Raw genomic sequence first — 16,561 nt, 5'->3', positions numbered from 1 at the left:
GCCCCCATGCCAGACACGTCCCGCCCCACCAAAGCCTCCGATCTCCTCGTGGCCGCGCTGGAAGCCGAAGGCGTCGAGTATGTCTTTGGCGTTCCGGGCGAGGAGAACCTCGACCTGCTGGAATCGCTGCGCACTTCAAAGATCAAGCTGGTCCTGACCCGCCACGAACAGGGCGCGGGGTTCATGGCGGCGACCTATGGCCGCCTCACCGGCAAGCCGGGCGTCTGCATGGCCACCCTCGGCCCCGGCGCCACCAACCTGGCAACGCCCGCGGCCTATGCCCACCTGGGGGCGATGCCGCTGATCATGATCACCGGGCAAAAACCGATCAAGAAATCGAAACAGGGCCGGTTCCAGATCATCGACGTGGTCAACCTGTTTGATCCGGTCTGCAAGATGTCGCGCCAGATCGTGCACGGCAACACAATCCCGGCCCTGATCCGCGAGGCCTTCCGCACCGCAGAGGAGGAACGGCCGGGCGCGGTGCTGCTGGAGCTGCCGGAGGACATCGCGGCAGAGGCGACCGATGCCCCGGTGCTCTCCCCCACCCCGCGCAACTACGCGGTGGCAAGCGGCAGCGTGCTTCAGGAGGCGGCCGCGATGATCCGCAGCGCCAGGATGCCGTTGATGCTGGTCGGGGCCGGCGCCAACCGCCGCAAGGCGCGCGCGGCGCTCTGTGATTTCGCAGAGCAGGTGCAGATCCCTTTCTTCAACACCCAGATGGGCAAAGGGGTGGTCGACGAACGCTCCGGTCTGTTCCTGGGCACTGCGGCGCTGTCGGACGGCGACTACCTGCACTGCGCCATCGAACGCGCCGACCTGATCCTCAACGTGGGCCACGACGTGGTCGAAAAACCGCCCTTCTTCATGGAGCACGGCGGCACCAAGGTCATCCACGTGAACTACAAGGCGGCGCAGGTCGACCAGGTCTATTTCCCGCAGATGGAGGTGGTCGGCGATCTGGCTCAAACCATCACCCGGCTGGGCGAGGCCCTTGGCGGCCCGCTGGATTTCGACCGCAGCTTCTTCGGGCACATGAAGGCGGACACCGACACGCACATCGCCGAAGGCGCCGACGACCCGCGCTTTCCGGTGATCCCGCAGCGGCTGGTTGCAGACACCCGCAAGGTGATGGGCGAAAACGACATCATCGCGCTGGACAATGGCATCTACAAGATCTGGTACGCCCGCAACTACAGGGCCTATCAGCCCAACACCGTGCTTCTGGACAACGCGCTGGCAACCATGGGCGCGGGCCTGCCCTCGGCGATGATGGCGGCGCTTCTGAACCCGGACCGCCGGGTGATGGCGATCTGCGGCGACGGTGGCTTCATGATGAACAGCCAGGAGCTGGAAACCGCGGTGCGGCTGGGCCTGAACCTGGTGGTCACGGTGCTGAACGACAGCGCCTACGGCATGATCCGCTGGAAACAGGCGCACGTCGGCTTTGCCGACTGGGGGCTGGAGTTCAACAACCCGGATTTCGTGCAATACGCCGCCAGCTACGGCGCCACCGGCCACCGGATCACCCGGACCGAGGACCTGGTTCCAACGTTTGAGGCGGCCTTTGCCGCGGGCGGCGTGCATCTGATCGACGTGCCGGTGGACTACAGCGAAAACCAGCGCGTCCTGATTGATGAGCTGGCCGCCAAGACCTGCCTGATCTAGGTGGCCTGACCTGACCGGATGATCTGCCCGCCCTTTCCCCCGGCTGCCGCGGCCGCTATGACCGCGGCAGCTTACCCTAGGAAAGGCAAACCCCATGACAATCACCCGTATCGGCACCACCGCCCGCTCCAGCAAGATCGTCAAGCACAACGGCGTTGTGTATCTCAGCGGCCAAGTCTCCGAGGCCGATACCGCCGCAGACCAGACCCGCGAGATCCTGGCCAAGGTCGACGCCCTGCTGGAAGAAGCCGGCAGCGACAAGACCCGCCTGCTGCAGACCGTGATCTGGCTCTCCGACATGTCCTATTTCGCGGAACTGAACGAGGTCTGGAACGCCTGGGTTCCCGAAGGCCACGCCCCGGCGCGCGCCTGCGGCGAGGCCAAGCTGGCCCGCGAAATCCTGAAGGTGGAAATCATCGTCACCGCCGCCTGCGACTGATACCTGTCAGGCAGAAAAAGCGCCGGGCTGTTCCAGCCCGGCGCTCTCATTTTCAGCTTCTGGACCCGCATCAGGCGTGCAGATCCTGCGCAATCCTTGTGCCGTCCGGCGCGGCAGCGCCTTCACTGATCGGCGCAGCCGAGGGATCGCTCTTCAGCGATTTGTACAGCCCCACGGTCATCGCGATGATCACAAAGGAAATCGGGAAGGCCGCCGCAATCGACGCGGTCTGCAGGGCGCCCAGGCCGCCCGCCATCAGCAGCACAATCGCGGTGGCACCGATGCCCGCGCCCCAGATGATGCGGAACTTCTTCGGCGGGTTGTCATCACCCATCGACAGCATGGTGGTGATCACCAGCGTGCCGGAATCTGCCGAGGTCACGAACCACGAGAACAAGAGCAGCGTCGCCAGCGCCGACAGCGGCCAAGCGGTCCAGCTCAGATCCCCCAGCCAGGAGGTCGCGCCCAGGTTGCCGATGGTGCCATAAAGCGCCGCAGGCAGGTCCCAGTTGCGCACGGTCTGGATCACCCCCGCGCCGCCTTCGGCCGCCGGGCCGCCCGCCATGTTCAGTTCCTGCCAGATGGCGTTGCCACCGAACATGCACAGCCAGAAGAACGCAATTGCGGTCGGCACGAACAGCACACCGATCATGAACTCCCGGATGGTGCGCCCGCGCGAGATGCGGGCGATGAACATGCCCACCATCGGCGCCCAGGCAATCCACCAGCCCCAGTAGAAGATGGTCCAGCCGCCCTGCCAGGCGATATTCTCGTCGGAGCTTGCGGTCCAGAATCCCATCGGGATGAAGTTCCAGATGTAATCGCCCAGCGTGGTCACATAGAACCCCAGCAGCCATTTGACCGGCCCGATCACCACAAAGGCGGCCAGCAGGAACATCGACAGCCAGATGTTCCACTCGGAAATCAGCCGGATGCCCTTGCCCACGCCCGACACGGTGGAGGCGGTGGCGATGATGGTCACAATCACGATCAGCGCAATCTTCAGCGTCAGGGTCGGCTCCATGCCGAACAGCACATTCAGGCCGGTCGCCATCTGGCTGGTGCCCAGCCCCAGCGAGGTTGCGATGCCAAAGACCGAGCCGAACACAGCCAACAGGTCGACGCAATGCCCCCAGGGGCCATAGATCTTCTCGCCGATCAGCGGATACAGCGCCGACCGCATGGTCAGCGGCAGCTTCTTGCGGAAGCCGAAATAGGCCAGGCACAACCCGACGATCACATAGAGCGCCCAGCCGTGGAAACCCCAGTGGAAATAGGTCACCCGCATCGCGTCGATCGCGCGCTGCATGTTCATTTCCGAATGGCCTGCCAGCTCTGCATGCGGGTTGTTCGGATAGCCCCAGACCGCCGAGTTGTCGAAGTAGAAGATCGGCTCAGCCACGCCAAAGAACAGGATGCCGATGCCGATACCGGCGGAAAACAGCATCGCAAACCAGCTGAAGTTGCTGAACTCGGGGCGCGCATCATCGTCCCCCAGCCGCAGGCTGCCGAACTTCGAGAACATCAGGAAGAAGCAGAAGAACATGATCCCGGCCAGAACCGAGATGTAATACCAGCTGAGGCCGCCTTCGATCCAGCCGCGGATGGATTTGTACAGGCCGCCTGCGAATTCGACGTTCAGAACGGTGAAAATCACAAAGGCGGCGATCATCGCCTTTGATGCCATGCCCATCCCCGGGTGAAGACCGGTAAAGAAACCGGACTTCGCCACCAGGTGGCTGTTGGAATTGCTTTCAGACATTTGGTCCTCCCATTTGTTTCAAATTCGTCAGCTCCCGGAGCCCTCCACCCGCGGATCACTGAGCGGACCGCCCGGCAGGATTAAGTCTTCCCGATTGCCCGGCGCTCCGGCTTGCACCTCCCCCGGCCGCCGCGGCTGCGGCAGCACATTTGAAAAAAGCGGACCGGATCGGGGAGGAGACCCGGCCCGCAAAAAGAAACCCGGCAGCGCGCGAGCCGCCGGGTTTCCAAGTCATCCGCGCTGGCCGACGTGGCGCCCGGCGCCTTCTGGCAGCGCCAGCCCCGCGTGGGCGGCGGCATAGGACGCCAGCTTGTCCGCGACCTCCGGCGACGGCAGCGAGGTGCCGCGCGCGTTCAGGTCCATGTGCAAGAGCAGCGTCTCCACCGTTGCCGCCAGCTTGCCCTCGGGGCCGTGCAGGCGGTGGAACAGGTGCATTTTCTTGCCCTCGCCCTTCAGAACCTGGGTGGTCACGGTCAGCGCATCGCCCTCGTGCAGTTCATCCAGGAAGCGCACGTGGTTCTCGACGGTGAAATAACTGCCGCCCGCGGCGATGTACCCGGCATCACAGCCGATCATCTCCATGAACCGGTCAGTCGCCTGGGCCGAGGCTTCGGTGTAATGCGCCTCGTTCATGTGGCCGTTGTAGTCGGTCCAGCTCTGCGGCACCGGGCGGCTGACGGTGACCGGCAGAACGACGGCTTCCGGCACGGGCAGCGTTTCCTCATGGGTGTTGATGACCCCCCCAGCACCGCTGCCGGATTTCTTCAGCGCCCGCATCATGCCAACCAGGTTGTCATCCCGCAGCCGTTCCAGCTCCCGGATCGACATGTGGCCGGACTGCGCATCGGACTGGCCCGCGATCAGGTCGACCAGTTCCTCGGTGAACTCCGGCACATCCATCAGCTTGGTCCAGGGCCATTCCAGCGCCGGTCCGAACTGCGCCATGAAATGCTTCATGCCCGCTTCGCCGCCGGCAATCCGGTAGGTCTCGAACAGGCCCATCTGCGCCCACCGCAAGCCAAAGCCCATGCGGATCGACTCGTCCAGCTCCTCGGTGGTGCAGATGCCGTCCTTGATCAGCCACAGCCCCTCGCGCCAGACCGCTTCCAGCAGGCGGTCGGCGATATGCGCGTCGATCTCCTTGCGCACGGTCAGCGGATACATCCCCACCTCGCGCAGCAGGTCCGAGGCCTGCGCGCAGGTCTCCGCATCGCCCACCAGCTCGACCAGCGGCAAGAGGTAAACCGGGTTGAAAGGATGCGCGACAACAACGCGGGCGCCCTCGGCGTTCAGCTCCGACGGTTTGAAACCGCTGGTAGACGAGCCGATCACCGCATTTGCGGGCGCGTGCTCCTGGATCTGCGCATGGATCTTGTGCTTCAGATCCAGCCGCTCCGGCACGCTCTCCTGGATCCAGGATGCCTCCGCCACCGCTTCCGCCATGTCGGCGTGGAAGGTCAGTTCGCCTACGGCCGGCAGCGCCTTGTCATACAGCGACGGCAGCGAGCGGCGGGCATTGGCCAGCACTTCGTTGATCTTGCGCTCTGCTTCCGGGTCCGGGTCGAACACCCGCACGTTCCAGCCGTTCAAAAGGAACCGCGCGGCCCAGCCGCCGCCGATAACCCCGCCGCCGATGATTGCTGCTGTTTTCATGATCTATCCTCTGATCGCCCTCCCTGCGCGCCCGCCGGTGCACAGGGGGTGTACAGGGGGTGCACGCAGGGCACCCCCGGATTTCGGCTTACTTCGCCACCGGCGCGCGCTTGGTCAGGCCCAGCTTCTCGCGGACCGCATCCGGGCCGATGATCTTGGCGCCCATGCCCTCGATCACGCCCGCCGCGCGCTCCACCAGCTGCGCGTTTGTGGCCAGCACGCCCTTGTCCAGGAACAGGTTGTCCTCAAGGCCGACCCGCACGTTGCCGCCCGCCAGCACCGACTGCGCCGCATAGGGCATCTGATCCCGGCCAAGGGAGAACGCCGACCAGGTCCAGTCCGACGGCACATTGTTGACCATCGCCATAAAGGTGTTGAGGTCGTTCGGTGCGCCCCACGGCACCCCCATACACAGCTGTACCAAGGCGTTCGGTTCCAGAATTCCCTCTTTTACCAGTTGCTTGGCAAACCACAGATGGCCGGTGTCAAACGCCTCGATCTCCGGCTTCACGCCCAGATCGGTCATCATCTGCCCCATTGCCCGCAGCATGCCGGGGGTGTTGGTCATGACGTAATCGGCCTCGGCAAAGTTCATGGTGCCGCAGTCCAGCGTGCAGATTTCCGGCAGGCATTCGGCAATATGGGCCATCCGCTCGGATGCGCCGATCATGTCGGTCGCCGCCTCGTTGACCGGCAGCGGCGCCTCGGTCGAGCCGAACACGATGTCGCCGCCCATGCCCGCGGTCAGGTTCAGCACCACATCCACCTCGGAATCGCGGATCCGGTCGGTAAGCTCCCGGTAATACTCAAGTTTCCGGGACGGCGCACCGGTTTCCGGGTCGCGCACATGGCAGTGAACAACAGCTGCGCCAGCCTTGGCAGCAGCAATCGCGGACTCGGCGATCTGCTTGGGCGAGCGCGGCACATGGGGGGATTTGTCCTGGGTGCCGCCAGAGCCGGTCACGGCGGCGGTGATGAAGACTTCACGGTTCATGTTCAGGGGCATGGTCTCGCTCCTTTGGGGTTAAGCTTGCAATTCAGGGTGATCCGCAAACAGCTCCAGCGCCTGCGGATTGGCGAGGCCGGAGAGGTTGCGGACGGGGTGTTTGTTCACCACATCACGCACCGCCAGCTCGGCGGTCTTGCCGGATTTGGTGCGCGGGATATCGGCAACAGAGATGATTTTCGCGGGCACATGGCGCGGCGAGGCGTTCTTGCGGATTTCCGTTTTGACACGGGCGGTTAGTGCATCATCCAGCACGGTTCCGTCTGCGGTCTGTACAAACAGAACCACCCGCACGTCGTTGTCGAAGCTCTGGCCGACAACCACCGCATCCGCGACCTCGTCGATCTTGTCGAGCTGACGGTAAATCTCCGCCGTGCCGATCCGCACGCCGCCAGGGTTCAGGGTCGCATCCGAGCGGCCCAGCACCACGTAGCCGCCATGTTCCGTGCGGATGGTAAAATCACCCTGCCGCCAGATGTCCGGATAGGTCTCATAGTAGCTGGCCCGGTAGCGGGCATTGCCGGGGTCGTTCAAGAACCGGGTCGGCATCGACGGATGCGCGTTACGGCAAACGAGTTCGCCCGCAACGCCCTCCACCTGTTCGCCCTGGTCGTTCAGGGTCGCCACGTCCAGCCCCAGCATCGGCGCCTGAATCTCGCCCTGGTGCACCGGCAGCAGCGGGCAGCCGCCAATGAAGCAGCCCAGAATATCGGTGCCGCCGCAGATCGAGGCCAGCTGCACATCCGCCTTCCAGTCGGCATAAACATGGGCAAAGCCCTCGGGCGACAGCGGCGAGCCGGTGGACAAAACCACGCGCAAAGCGCCCAGATCGTGGCTCTCCACTGGCCGGTTCCGGCGTTTTTGCGAGGCGTCTATGTATTTGGCGGAAATACCAAAATGCGTGACCTTCTCGGCCTCTGCCAGGTCAAATAGGCGGCGGATGCCGGGATACATCGGGTTGCCGTCAAACAGCACGATCACCGCCTCAGAGGCCAGCGCCGCCACCTGCCAGTTCCACATCATCCAGTTGCAGGTGGTGTAATAGAACATCCGGTCGCCCGGGCGCAGGTCGCAATGCAGCTGCTGCTCCACCAGCATCCGCAGCAGGGTGCCGCCGCCGGAATGCTCGATGCACTTGGGCTTGCCGGTGGTGCCTGAGGAGAACATCACATAGAGAGGGTCACGGAAGCCCATCACGCGACAGCCCAGCGCCGGGGCGTCTGCCTGCTTGAAAGTCTCATAGGCGGTCATGCCCTCCGGCAGACCGTCAGCCCCGCCTGCATAAGGCCAGACCACGATCTGCTGGATCGACGGCACCCGGGCGGCGACCTCGGCAATGGCGGCGCGGGTTTCAAACATCTTGCCGTTGTAAAAATAACCGTCGGCGGCAAACATCAGCTTGGGCGCGATCTGGCCGAAGCGGTCGACCACCACATCCGGCCCGCTCTCCGGCGCGCAGGAAGACCAGACCGCGCCCAGCGAGGCTGTGGCCAGCATGGCTGCGACGGTCTGCGGCATGTTCGGCACATAGCCCGCGACGTGATCGCCCGCCCCGATCCCCGCATCCCGCAGGGCGGCTGCGAGCATTTCAACCTCGCGCTTCAGCTCAGCGCGGGTCCAGACCATGCGGCGGCCATCCTCGCCAATGAAAACAATGGCTTCACGCCCGTCGGCGTTCTTCAGGAAGGTTTCGGCAACGTTCAGCCGTGCCTCGGGGAAAAAGCGCACCTGCATCGGGTCGGCATCCGTCAGCAGCGGCACCGCGCCCTTGTCCCCCGCCAGCCCGCAAAAGTCCCAGGCCAGCGGCCAGAACTCTTCCGGCCGGGCGACCGACCAGACGTACAAATCGGCGAAGCTGCCCAGGGCGGTTCCGGCAGCGGCAGAGGCCTGCGCAATGAAACCGGACATCAGAGGTTTGCGGCGCGCCGAAAGATCCGGCTGCCAGAGAAGGGAAGCGGTGGTCATGGAAGTCTCAGTGGCTAGAGAGCGGGCTTGGAGGTCGTCTGCGCGTCGGTTCGGATCGGGTCAAAAGACTTGACTTGCAGCGTGATTAGCGCAGGAAATGACGTTACGTTTATACAGTTTCAGCCAAATACTATACAGATGCCGTCAAAACCGCCGCCGATATTCGAATTCCTGCTGTTCGGCGGGTTTTCCAACATGGTGCTGGCCAGCGCCATGGAACCGCTGCGCGACGTGCGGATGAACTCCGGCCAGGACGCCGCGGGCTGGCGGGTCAGCACCCTTGATGGCGCACCGGTGACCAGCTCCAGCGGCTTGCAGATCACCCCGGACGGGGCGTTCAGCGAGGATCTGGGCAACCGCACCCTGGTGCTGGTTGCGGGTTATCACGTGCGCGAACAGGTGACGCCCGAGCTGCTGACCAAACTCAGAGCCGCCACCCGGCGGGCGGAGCGGGTGCTGGCGCTGGATACCGCCGCCTGGCTGCTGGCCGCCGCGGGAGTGCTGGACGGCCATACAGCAACGATCCACTGGCAGGAACTGGACGCCTTTGCCGAGACCTTCCCCAAGGTTGAGGTCTCCACTGCGCGGTTTGTGCGCTCCGGCCCTTTCATGACCTGCGGCGGCGCCAGTACCGCGCTCGACATGATGCTGAGCCTGATCCAGGACCTCTACGGCTCTGCCGCCGCCTTCGGCGCCTCGACCATGTTCGTCTACGACCCCTCGCGCCAGTCGGAGCTGAACCGCGGCGCCGCGCGGTTGGAGCAAAAGGGCTCACCCAAGATCCTTAGGGCGGCGAACCTGATGGCAGAAACCATCGAAACCCCGCTGAGCACGGCAGCGCTGGCCAAACGGGTGTCGCTGTCGGAGCGCACTCTAGCGCGGGCGTTCCAGCGCGAACTCGGCATGACACCGGGCAAATACTACAAGATGCTGCGGCTGCAGCACGCCCGCTACCTGTCGGAGGAAACCTATCTGAGCCTGGAGCAGATTGCGATGCGCTGCGGATTTTCCTCTGCCTCCTCGCTGGGGCGGTCGTTCTGCGGGCATTTCGGCCGGACCATCCGCGAGGCACGAGTGCAGGAAAAACCTTGGGTGAAAAAAACCGCCAGCCCTACACCAGACCCATTTCCGCGGGTGAATGCGGCTCGATCCCGAGATCGCTGAACCCCGCAACTGCCGCGCCCACGGTATTGTCGCGCCGCATCAGCGCGATCTGCGCCTGGGTGACCGGCGGCTTCGGCAGCGGCGCCAGAAGTGCCGCCGCCAGCCGCCACAACGCAAAGGGCACCGGCAGCAGCAGGCGGCGGCGGCCGGTGCGGGCTGCCAGCCGCCGCAGGATATCGCGGTAGGCAAACACATCCGGGCCGCCCAGTTCATAGACTTTCCGCTTTGCCCGCGGACCTTCCAGCACACAGGCGACCGCCTCTGCCACATCCTCCACCCACACCGGCTGCAGCCGGGTGCGGCCTGTGCCGAACAAGGGGATGACCGGAAGCCGCGCGGCGATTTTCTGCAGGTCGCCGAAGAACACGCCGCCTTGGCAGAACATGACGCTGGGCCGCAGGATCACCGCATCGGGGCAGTCGCTGCGCACTGCCACCTCGCCCTCTGCCCTCGCCCGCACATAGGCCGAAGACGAATGCAGGCTGGTGCCGATCCCGGAGATGTGGATCAGCCGCTGGCCAGGCGTTTCCTGCACCAACCGGGCAATCCTGCGGGCGCCGGCCAGATGCACGTCCTGAAAACTCTGCTGCTGTGTTTCAGCATAAAACCCAATGCAGTTGACCACCCATCCGGCCCCGCTGAGAGCGCGGGCCATGACGCTCTGCTCCGCCAGATCCACCTGCACTTGCTGCACCCCGGGCTCCCATTCCTCCGGCGGCGGCGTTCCGGGCGCGCGGGTGCCTGCGCTGACGCTGCAGCCCTGCTGCTGCAGCCGCCGCACCACCCGGCGGCCGAGAAAACCCGTGCCGCCCAGCACAATCACTTTGCCGGGGCTGATCTGCATCTGGAAACGCTCCCCATCCGGGTCTGCGCCACCAGATAGCGCATCGTGCCCGCCGCGCCACTGGCGGGCGGCACTGCCGGATCAGTCCAGCCGGAACCCGATCTTGAGCCCGACCTGATAGTGGGCGACCTTGCCGTCCTCGACATGGCCGCGGATCTCCCCGACTTCAAACCAGCTGATATGGTCTATGGTCTTGGACGCCCGGCCAATCGCCCCGCTGATGGCATCCTCGATGCTGGACTGCGAGCTGCCCACCACATCCACCGTCTTGTAAACCGCGTCACTCATCACAAATCTCCTTACGCAGCGGCCACTGCGGCCGCAGTATGCACCCAGTGTGACCGGATCAGCGCCCGCGTCCAGAGATTCCGCGTCCCCAAGACGCGGATCGCATCTTCATCTGGCTGGAAATATCCGCGGGGGAGCGCGAGGAGGCAGGCAGCCCCCTCGTTTCCGCCCGAACCAATTCAGCGCATCACAAAGGGATCGGGGATCGGATCATCGCTGGTGCGCAGCCAGACCGCCTTGACCTTGGTGTAATCGAGCGCCGCCTGCAGCCCGCCCTCGCGCCCATGCCCGGACAGCTCATGGCCGCCGAACGGCGCAATCGGGCTGACGGCGCGGTATGTGTTGACCCAGACGATACCGGCCCGGATGCCACGGATCATCCGGTGCGCGCGGGTGAGGTTCTGCGTAAACACGCCCGAGGCCAGGCCGAAGGCCGTGTTGTTGGCAATCTCCATGGCCTCGGCTTCGGTCTCGAACGCCACCACCGACAGCACGGGGCCGAAGAATTCGTTCGACAGGCAGGGCGCCTCCGGTGCATCGGAGCACTCCAGAACCGTGGGCGGGAAATAGAACCCCTCCCCTTCCGGTACCGTGCCGCCTGTAACCAGCTTCGCTCCGGCCGCAACAGACGCCTCGATCAGCTGCACCGCATGGTCGCGCTGTTTCAGGGTGCAGAGCGGCCCCACTTCGGTCGCCATGTCATCCGGCGCGCCGATAACCACCGCTTCGGCCTTTTCCTTCAGCCGCTTCAGGAAGGCGTCCTTGATCCCCTTCTGGATCACCAGCCGCGATCCGGCGACGCAGCTTTGCCCGGTGGCGGCGAAGATGCCAGAAACCTGCGCATTCACCGCGCTTTCCAGATCGGCATCGTCAAACACGATGAAGGGCGACTTGCCGCCCAGCTCCAGCGAGGTGGAGGCGAGGTTTTCCGCCGAATTGCGCACGATATGACGCGCGGTTTCCGGCCCGCCGGTAAAGGCCACATGGGCAACGCCCGCGTGGCTGGTCAGCGCCGCACCCGCCTCCGGCCCGCCGGTGATCACGTTCAGCACGCCGGGTGGGAAACCCGCCTGATCAAAAATCCGGGCAAATTCCAGCATCGGCGCCGGGCCTTCCTCCGACGCCTTCAGAACCACGGTGCAACCCGCCGCCAGCGCCGGGCCGATTTTGACAGCAGACAGGAACAGCTGCGAATTCCACGGCACGATGGCGGCGACCACACCCACCGGCTCGCGCCGCAGCCAGACCTCCATGTCCGGTTTATCAATCGGCAGATGCGCGCCTTCGATCTTGTCGGCGAGGCCTGCGTAGTAGCGGTAGTATTCCGCCACATAGGCGATCTGCGCCGAAGTTTCGCGGATGATCTTGCCAGTGTCGAGGGTCTCCAGCTCCGCCAGACGCGGCGCGTTCTCCGCCACCAGATCGGCGAGCCGCATCAACAGCTTGCCGCGCTGGGTGGCACTCATCCCAGCCCATTCAGGGGAGAAGAACGCAGCATCCGCAGCCCGCACCGCCCGGTCCACATCCTCCGCCGAAGCGGCCGGCATCTGCGCCCAGGGTTTTCCGGTGGCTGGATCGAGGCTCTCAAACGTTGCGCCCGCATCTTCAAACGCACCGCTGATATACTGCTGGAAGGTCTGCATTCTCAGGTTCCTTTACTGAAACGCGGGCATGACTTCGGTGATGAACCGCTCAAGCGAGGCTTTCTTTCGCTCGAAACTCATGCTGCTGTCGATCCAGAACGAGTATTCATCATACCCCAGCGCCTCATACTTTTTCAGCCGCTCGATCACCGCCGCCGGTTCGCCAATCACCAGATCGCGCTCCATCGCTTCGGGGCTGTAGAAGGGATGCTCGGCAATCTCCTCGTCGCTCAGCGGGTCGATCAGGCCCTGGCTGACGTCCCGCTTGTTCATGAACCAGGCCCCGAAGTAGCAGTAGAAGAGATTGAGCTCCTCCGCCCCGCGTTTCACATCCTCGGCGCTGTCGGCCACATAGGTGTGCTGCAGCAGCATGATCTTGGGCCGCGGCACATCGCTGTGCTTGGCGCAGGCATCGTTGAACTTGCCCATCAGGTCGGCGATTTCCTCGTCGCCTTTCCACAGCGGCGTCACCTGCACATTGCAGCCATTGGCCACCGCGAATTCATGGCTGTTCGGGTCCCGCGCTGCCACCCAGATCGGCGGGCCGTTTTCCTGCAGCGGCTTGGGCGAAGAAGTCGTCTTGGGGAAGGAATGGAACTCCCCCTCCTGCGCATAGTCTCCCTGCCACAGGCCCTGCACCGCCGGGATCAGCTCCCGCATCCGCTGGCCCGCCTCCCAGGCATCCATGCCGGGCATCATCCGCTCATATTCAAACGAATAGGCACCACGCGCGATGCCCAGATCCAGGCGGCCATTGGTGATGATGTCGGTCATCGCCGCCTCGCCCGCCAGCCGGATCGGATGCCAGAACGGCGCAATCACCGTCCCCGTACCCAGGCGCACGTTCTTGGTGTGCCGCGCCACGTCAATCAGGTTCAGGAACGGGTTCGGCGAGATGGTGAAGTTCATCCCGTGATGCTCACCCGTCCAGACCGCATGCATACCGCCGTCATCGGCGATTTTGCACAGCTGGATGAACTCGTCATAAAGCCGCTTCTGATCATCTGCCGCGGAAATCCGCTCCATATGCGCAAAGAGGGAAAATTTCATGCGCCCTTGCTCCCTGTCGCCACGGGGCGGACCTGCCCGGTGGTCTGATTGCCATAATACACCCCGAAATTTCCCATCCGGGCTTCACTGGCGAACCGCTCCAGCATGGTGCACATCGCCGCATCGGCAATGTCCATCAGCGTGGATTGGGTCAGCGGTGTGAAAACACCCTTGGCCGGTGTGCCGCCGGCCGATTGGCACAGGAACGAGATGTGCTGATGTTCGCGCGTCTTGTCTTCGTAAACGGAATAGATGAACCCCGGCTCCGCCTCGACGCCGGTGTCCGCGATCAGCTTGGCCAGGGCGGCAGAGGCGCCCTCCTTGCCGACGCGGATTTCCGGCAGCGTCAGCTTGCCCTGATCGTTGCCCATGAGCAGCACCTTGCCCTCATGCTCGATCAATGCCGAGACAATCAGCTTGGCGCCCTGGCTAAGGGCCTCGGCCTCTGCCGCAGCGGTCACATAGGCGCCGCGGGCGTATCCCAGCCCCGGCGCGGGCGAGGTTTCAAATGCTTCGACCCTGCCGATCAGGATCAGGTGATCACCGGCTTCGACCCGGTTGTGCATGGAACAATCGAACCAGGCAGAAACGCCTTCGAACACCGGACTGCCCTGCGGCCCCTGCTGCCAGCTGACGGCGGCAAAGCGGTCCTCAACGGGCCGGGCGAAAGTGTTGGAGACGTCCTTCTGGTCCTCCGCCAGCACGTTGATGGCAAAGCCTGCCGTCTGTTCGAACGCAGCGTAGTTGCTGGAGGAATTGGCGATGCAGACCAGCACTAGCGGCGGATCCAGCGACACGGAGGTGAAGGAGTTGGCGGTAAAACCGATGGGGTTTCCGTCCGCATCATGCGTTGTCACCACGGTGACGCCGGTCATGAAGGTGCCGAATGCGTTTCGCAGGGCACGCGGGTCGATCTCGCTCATGACGTTGCTCCTTCGGTGTTCAGCCAGTCCCGCAGGGCGGCGTTGACCGCTGCGGGGGCGGTCAGGTTGACCATATGCCGGTGGTCCTCGATGACAACTGCCCTGCCCTGCGGCGCGGTGGCGGCCATCGCATGCGCCATATCGGGTGTCGAATTCGGATCGCCATCGCCGGTCAGCGCCAGCAGCGGGCAGCGGATGCCCGCAAACCCGTCCGCATAGGTGCTATCGCCACGGGCAAAGGCGCTGTAGGCGGCGGCGTAGCCCGCCATGTTCACACCCGACAGCCATCCGGCCACCTGCGCCCGCGCGGCTTGATCAGCCTCACTCTCCCCGAACCACCGCGCCAGCGGTGTTTCCAGATCAAAGCTGCCGGCACGGATTTCGGCGGCACGCGCCTCAACCGCAGCCCGTGCTTCGGCAGAGCGGCGGAACACCCCGTTCAGCAGCGCCACGCGGGCGACGTTTTCCGGATGGCTGACAGCATAACCGCCGGCAATCAGTGCGCCCATAGAATGGCCCGCCAGTGAAACGGGGCCAAGGTCCAGCGCCTGCAGCACAGCGTGCAGCCAAGCCACGTAATCCGGCAGCTCCGCCCCTTCCGGCAGCGGCGCGCTGCCGCCGTGGCCGGGCATGTCCAGCGCAATGACCTCATGGATCTGGGCAAAAGCCTCAACCTGCGGCCCCCAGGCTGCCGATTGCATGCCGACCCCATGGATCAGCACCAGCGGCCTCCCCTCCCCTGCCCTCTGGCAGGTGACGGCACCGTAAGGCTCAGACAGCGGCGGGGTTGTCGACGTCATGGCCCAGTTCCTTCAGGTCCTGATAGCGGTCGCCGATGCGGTGATGCGGCCGCCCGCCGATCGAGGCGCCAAGCGCGATCACGATCTCATCCGGGCCCGGCGCATCCGCGACCGACAGCTGGATGGTCAGGTAATGGCTGCGCCGCCCACCGTCGTTCTTGTCCATCAGCGGGATCTGCAGCGAGGCATTGGCCGGCCCGCGGGTGTTGGTGAAGGCCAGGTAGGATTTCGCCCCCACTGCCTCGCGGAAATGGTTGCCAAAGCGCAGCGTGTGGATGAGGGCGGAGGCATGCTCCACCTCCCCATTGACGCCGACGATGGCGGATTTGCCGTAGCCCTCGACCTTGTTGCCGCCGCCGGCGGCCTCCAGGATCATCGCAGTCAGCTTCTCGCCCAGACCCGGCGCGCAGTCATGGATTGCCGGGCGCAGGTCGTCGACGAACCCCTGCCCTGCCCAGGGGTTTTTGATCACCGCCACCGCGGCAATCATCTTGAGCGGGGTTTCCGCTGCCTTGCCGCCCTCGATCAGGGTTTCTTCGACATGCAGCAGCGTCTTGCGGATTTCGGCGGGCATGGGCGGATCTTTCCTGTCTGATTCCAGTTGCCGTAATATGGTATACCATCATACAGTATGTCAATGCAGACTTGTTCCGCCCTGCCCCGGTTGCTATCGGAAGAACCATGACCAGCCCCATCATGAGCAAAATCGACCACCAGCCGCAGACCCTGCGCGACATCGTGCAGGAACGGATGCGCGAGGCGATCATCTCCGGCCAGTTTGCGCCCGGCGAACGGCTGGTGGAGCGGCCCCTGTGCGACCAGCTTGGCGTCAGCCGTACCGTGGTGCGCGAGACCATCCGGTATCTGGAGGCCGAAGGCCTGGTGGAGATCCTGCCCGGCAAAGGCCCGATTGTGGCGCAGCTTACCTGGCAGGACGCGCGGCAGATCTACGACATCCGCCAGATGCTGGAGACCGCCGCCGCCACCGCCTGCGCGCAGAACATCACTCCGGAACTGGCGGAACAGCTAAGGGCAGCGCTGCAGAGCCTGCAGGAGGCTGTGGCGGCAGGCGTGCCCACCCCGATGCTGCGCGCCACGACGGAGTTTTACCGGATCATCTTTGACGGCGCCGGCCACAACGTCGCTTGGGAAATAGCCCAGCGTCTGAACGGCCGGATCAGCCGGCTGCGGGCGGTGACCCTGTCGACCGCAGAGCGGCAGAAACCCGGCCCCGCCCATATGCAGGACATCTGCGAGGCGATTGTGTCAGGGGATGCAAAGGCTGCGCAGTCCGCCATCGAGCAGCACCTGAGCGATGCCAAACACACCGCAGAGCGCCTGTTGCAAGAAAAATAG

The 16,561-nt window shown here is 64.4% G+C and carries 15 protein-coding genes; 4 read left to right on the top strand and 11 right to left on the bottom strand.

Translation table 11 applies throughout. The annotated features are described in order from the left end of the window. Nucleotides 1-6: 6 nt before the first annotated feature. Nucleotides 7-1,668, top strand: a complete 1,662-nt coding sequence (locus AC58NV_RS19155; protein WP_497228549.1) for an acetolactate synthase large subunit — start codon at nt 7-9, stop codon at nt 1,666-1,668. Nucleotides 1,669-1,762: 94 nt separating this feature from the next. Continuing rightward, entirely contained in the window at nt 1,763-2,107 is a 345-nt protein-coding gene (locus AC58NV_RS19150; protein WP_497228548.1) for a RidA family protein, read from the top strand. Between the two features lie 70 nt (nt 2,108-2,177). Here the strand turns inward: AC58NV_RS19150 and AC58NV_RS19145 are convergent, their stop codons facing one another. From AC58NV_RS19145 to AC58NV_RS19130, 4 genes are all read right to left on the bottom strand, one after another. After that, complete coding sequence (locus tag AC58NV_RS19145; RefSeq protein ID WP_497228547.1) at nt 2,178-3,869, bottom strand: BCCT family transporter; 1,692 nt, start codon at nt 3,867-3,869, stop codon at nt 2,178-2,180. 231 nt (nt 3,870-4,100) lie between these two features. Continuing rightward, a complete protein-coding gene (locus tag AC58NV_RS19140) occupies nt 4,101-5,522 on the bottom strand; it encodes a carnitine 3-dehydrogenase (protein WP_497228546.1) in 1,422 nt (473 codons plus the stop codon). A gap of 88 nt (nt 5,523-5,610) precedes the next feature. Beyond that, nucleotides 5,611-6,528, bottom strand: a complete 918-nt coding sequence (gene bcoG, locus AC58NV_RS19135; protein WP_497228545.1) for a 3-dehydrocarnitine:acetyl-CoA trimethylamine transferase BcoG — start codon at nt 6,526-6,528, stop codon at nt 5,611-5,613. Nucleotides 6,529-6,546: 18 nt separating this feature from the next. Then, the gene (locus tag AC58NV_RS19130) at nt 6,547-8,493 is read right to left on the bottom strand and encodes an acetoacetate--CoA ligase (protein WP_497228544.1); all 1,947 of its coding nucleotides are present in this window, start codon (nt 8,491-8,493) and stop codon (nt 6,547-6,549) included. Nucleotides 8,494-8,631: 138 nt separating this feature from the next. On the opposite strand from AC58NV_RS19130, the gene AC58NV_RS19125 reads away from it, so the two are divergent. After that, nucleotides 8,632-9,657, top strand: a complete 1,026-nt coding sequence (locus AC58NV_RS19125; RefSeq protein WP_497228543.1) for a GlxA family transcriptional regulator — start codon at nt 8,632-8,634, stop codon at nt 9,655-9,657. Here AC58NV_RS19125 and AC58NV_RS19120 read toward each other — a convergent pair. From AC58NV_RS19120 to AC58NV_RS19090, 7 genes are all read right to left on the bottom strand, one after another. Then, complete coding sequence (locus AC58NV_RS19120) at nt 9,605-10,501, bottom strand: complex I NDUFA9 subunit family protein (RefSeq protein WP_497228542.1); 897 nt, start codon at nt 10,499-10,501, stop codon at nt 9,605-9,607. The two genes, AC58NV_RS19125 and AC58NV_RS19120, sit on opposite strands and share 53 nt — an antisense overlap. A gap of 81 nt (nt 10,502-10,582) precedes the next feature. Beyond that, nucleotides 10,583-10,789 (bottom strand): dodecin, encoded by a 207-nt coding sequence (locus AC58NV_RS19115; RefSeq protein ID WP_366662862.1) that lies wholly within the window; start codon nt 10,787-10,789, stop codon nt 10,583-10,585. Between the two features lie 179 nt (nt 10,790-10,968). Continuing rightward, complete coding sequence (locus AC58NV_RS19110) at nt 10,969-12,432, bottom strand: aldehyde dehydrogenase (protein ID WP_497228541.1); 1,464 nt, start codon at nt 12,430-12,432, stop codon at nt 10,969-10,971. A 12-nt stretch (nt 12,433-12,444) separates the two neighbouring features. Continuing rightward, nucleotides 12,445-13,482, bottom strand: a complete 1,038-nt coding sequence (locus AC58NV_RS19105; protein ID WP_497228540.1) for an LLM class flavin-dependent oxidoreductase — start codon at nt 13,480-13,482, stop codon at nt 12,445-12,447. Next, nucleotides 13,479-14,405, bottom strand: a complete 927-nt coding sequence (locus tag AC58NV_RS19100; protein WP_497228539.1) for a flavin reductase — start codon at nt 14,403-14,405, stop codon at nt 13,479-13,481. Before AC58NV_RS19100 ends, AC58NV_RS19105 begins: the two co-directional genes overlap by 4 nt. Then, complete coding sequence (locus tag AC58NV_RS19095; protein WP_497228538.1) at nt 14,402-15,205, bottom strand: alpha/beta fold hydrolase; 804 nt, start codon at nt 15,203-15,205, stop codon at nt 14,402-14,404. The genes AC58NV_RS19100 and AC58NV_RS19095 overlap by 4 nt, the downstream gene beginning before the upstream one ends. Then, nucleotides 15,177-15,779 carry an amino acid synthesis family protein gene (locus AC58NV_RS19090; RefSeq protein WP_497228537.1) on the bottom strand — a complete coding sequence of 201 codons (603 nt, stop codon included), beginning with the start codon at nt 15,777-15,779 and terminating at the stop codon, nt 15,177-15,179. The genes AC58NV_RS19095 and AC58NV_RS19090 overlap by 29 nt, the downstream gene beginning before the upstream one ends. Nucleotides 15,780-15,886: 107 nt before the next feature. Between AC58NV_RS19090 and AC58NV_RS19085 the strand changes: the two genes are divergently transcribed. After that, nucleotides 15,887-16,561 carry a GntR family transcriptional regulator gene (locus tag AC58NV_RS19085; RefSeq protein WP_497228536.1) on the top strand — a complete coding sequence of 225 codons (675 nt, stop codon included), beginning with the start codon at nt 15,887-15,889 and terminating at the stop codon, nt 16,559-16,561.

The sequence above is a fragment of the Leisingera sp. ANG49 genome (assembly GCF_059694505.1).
The sequence above is the reverse complement of the archived record's forward strand: the minus strand, read 5'-3'. Positions and strand labels throughout refer to the sequence as shown.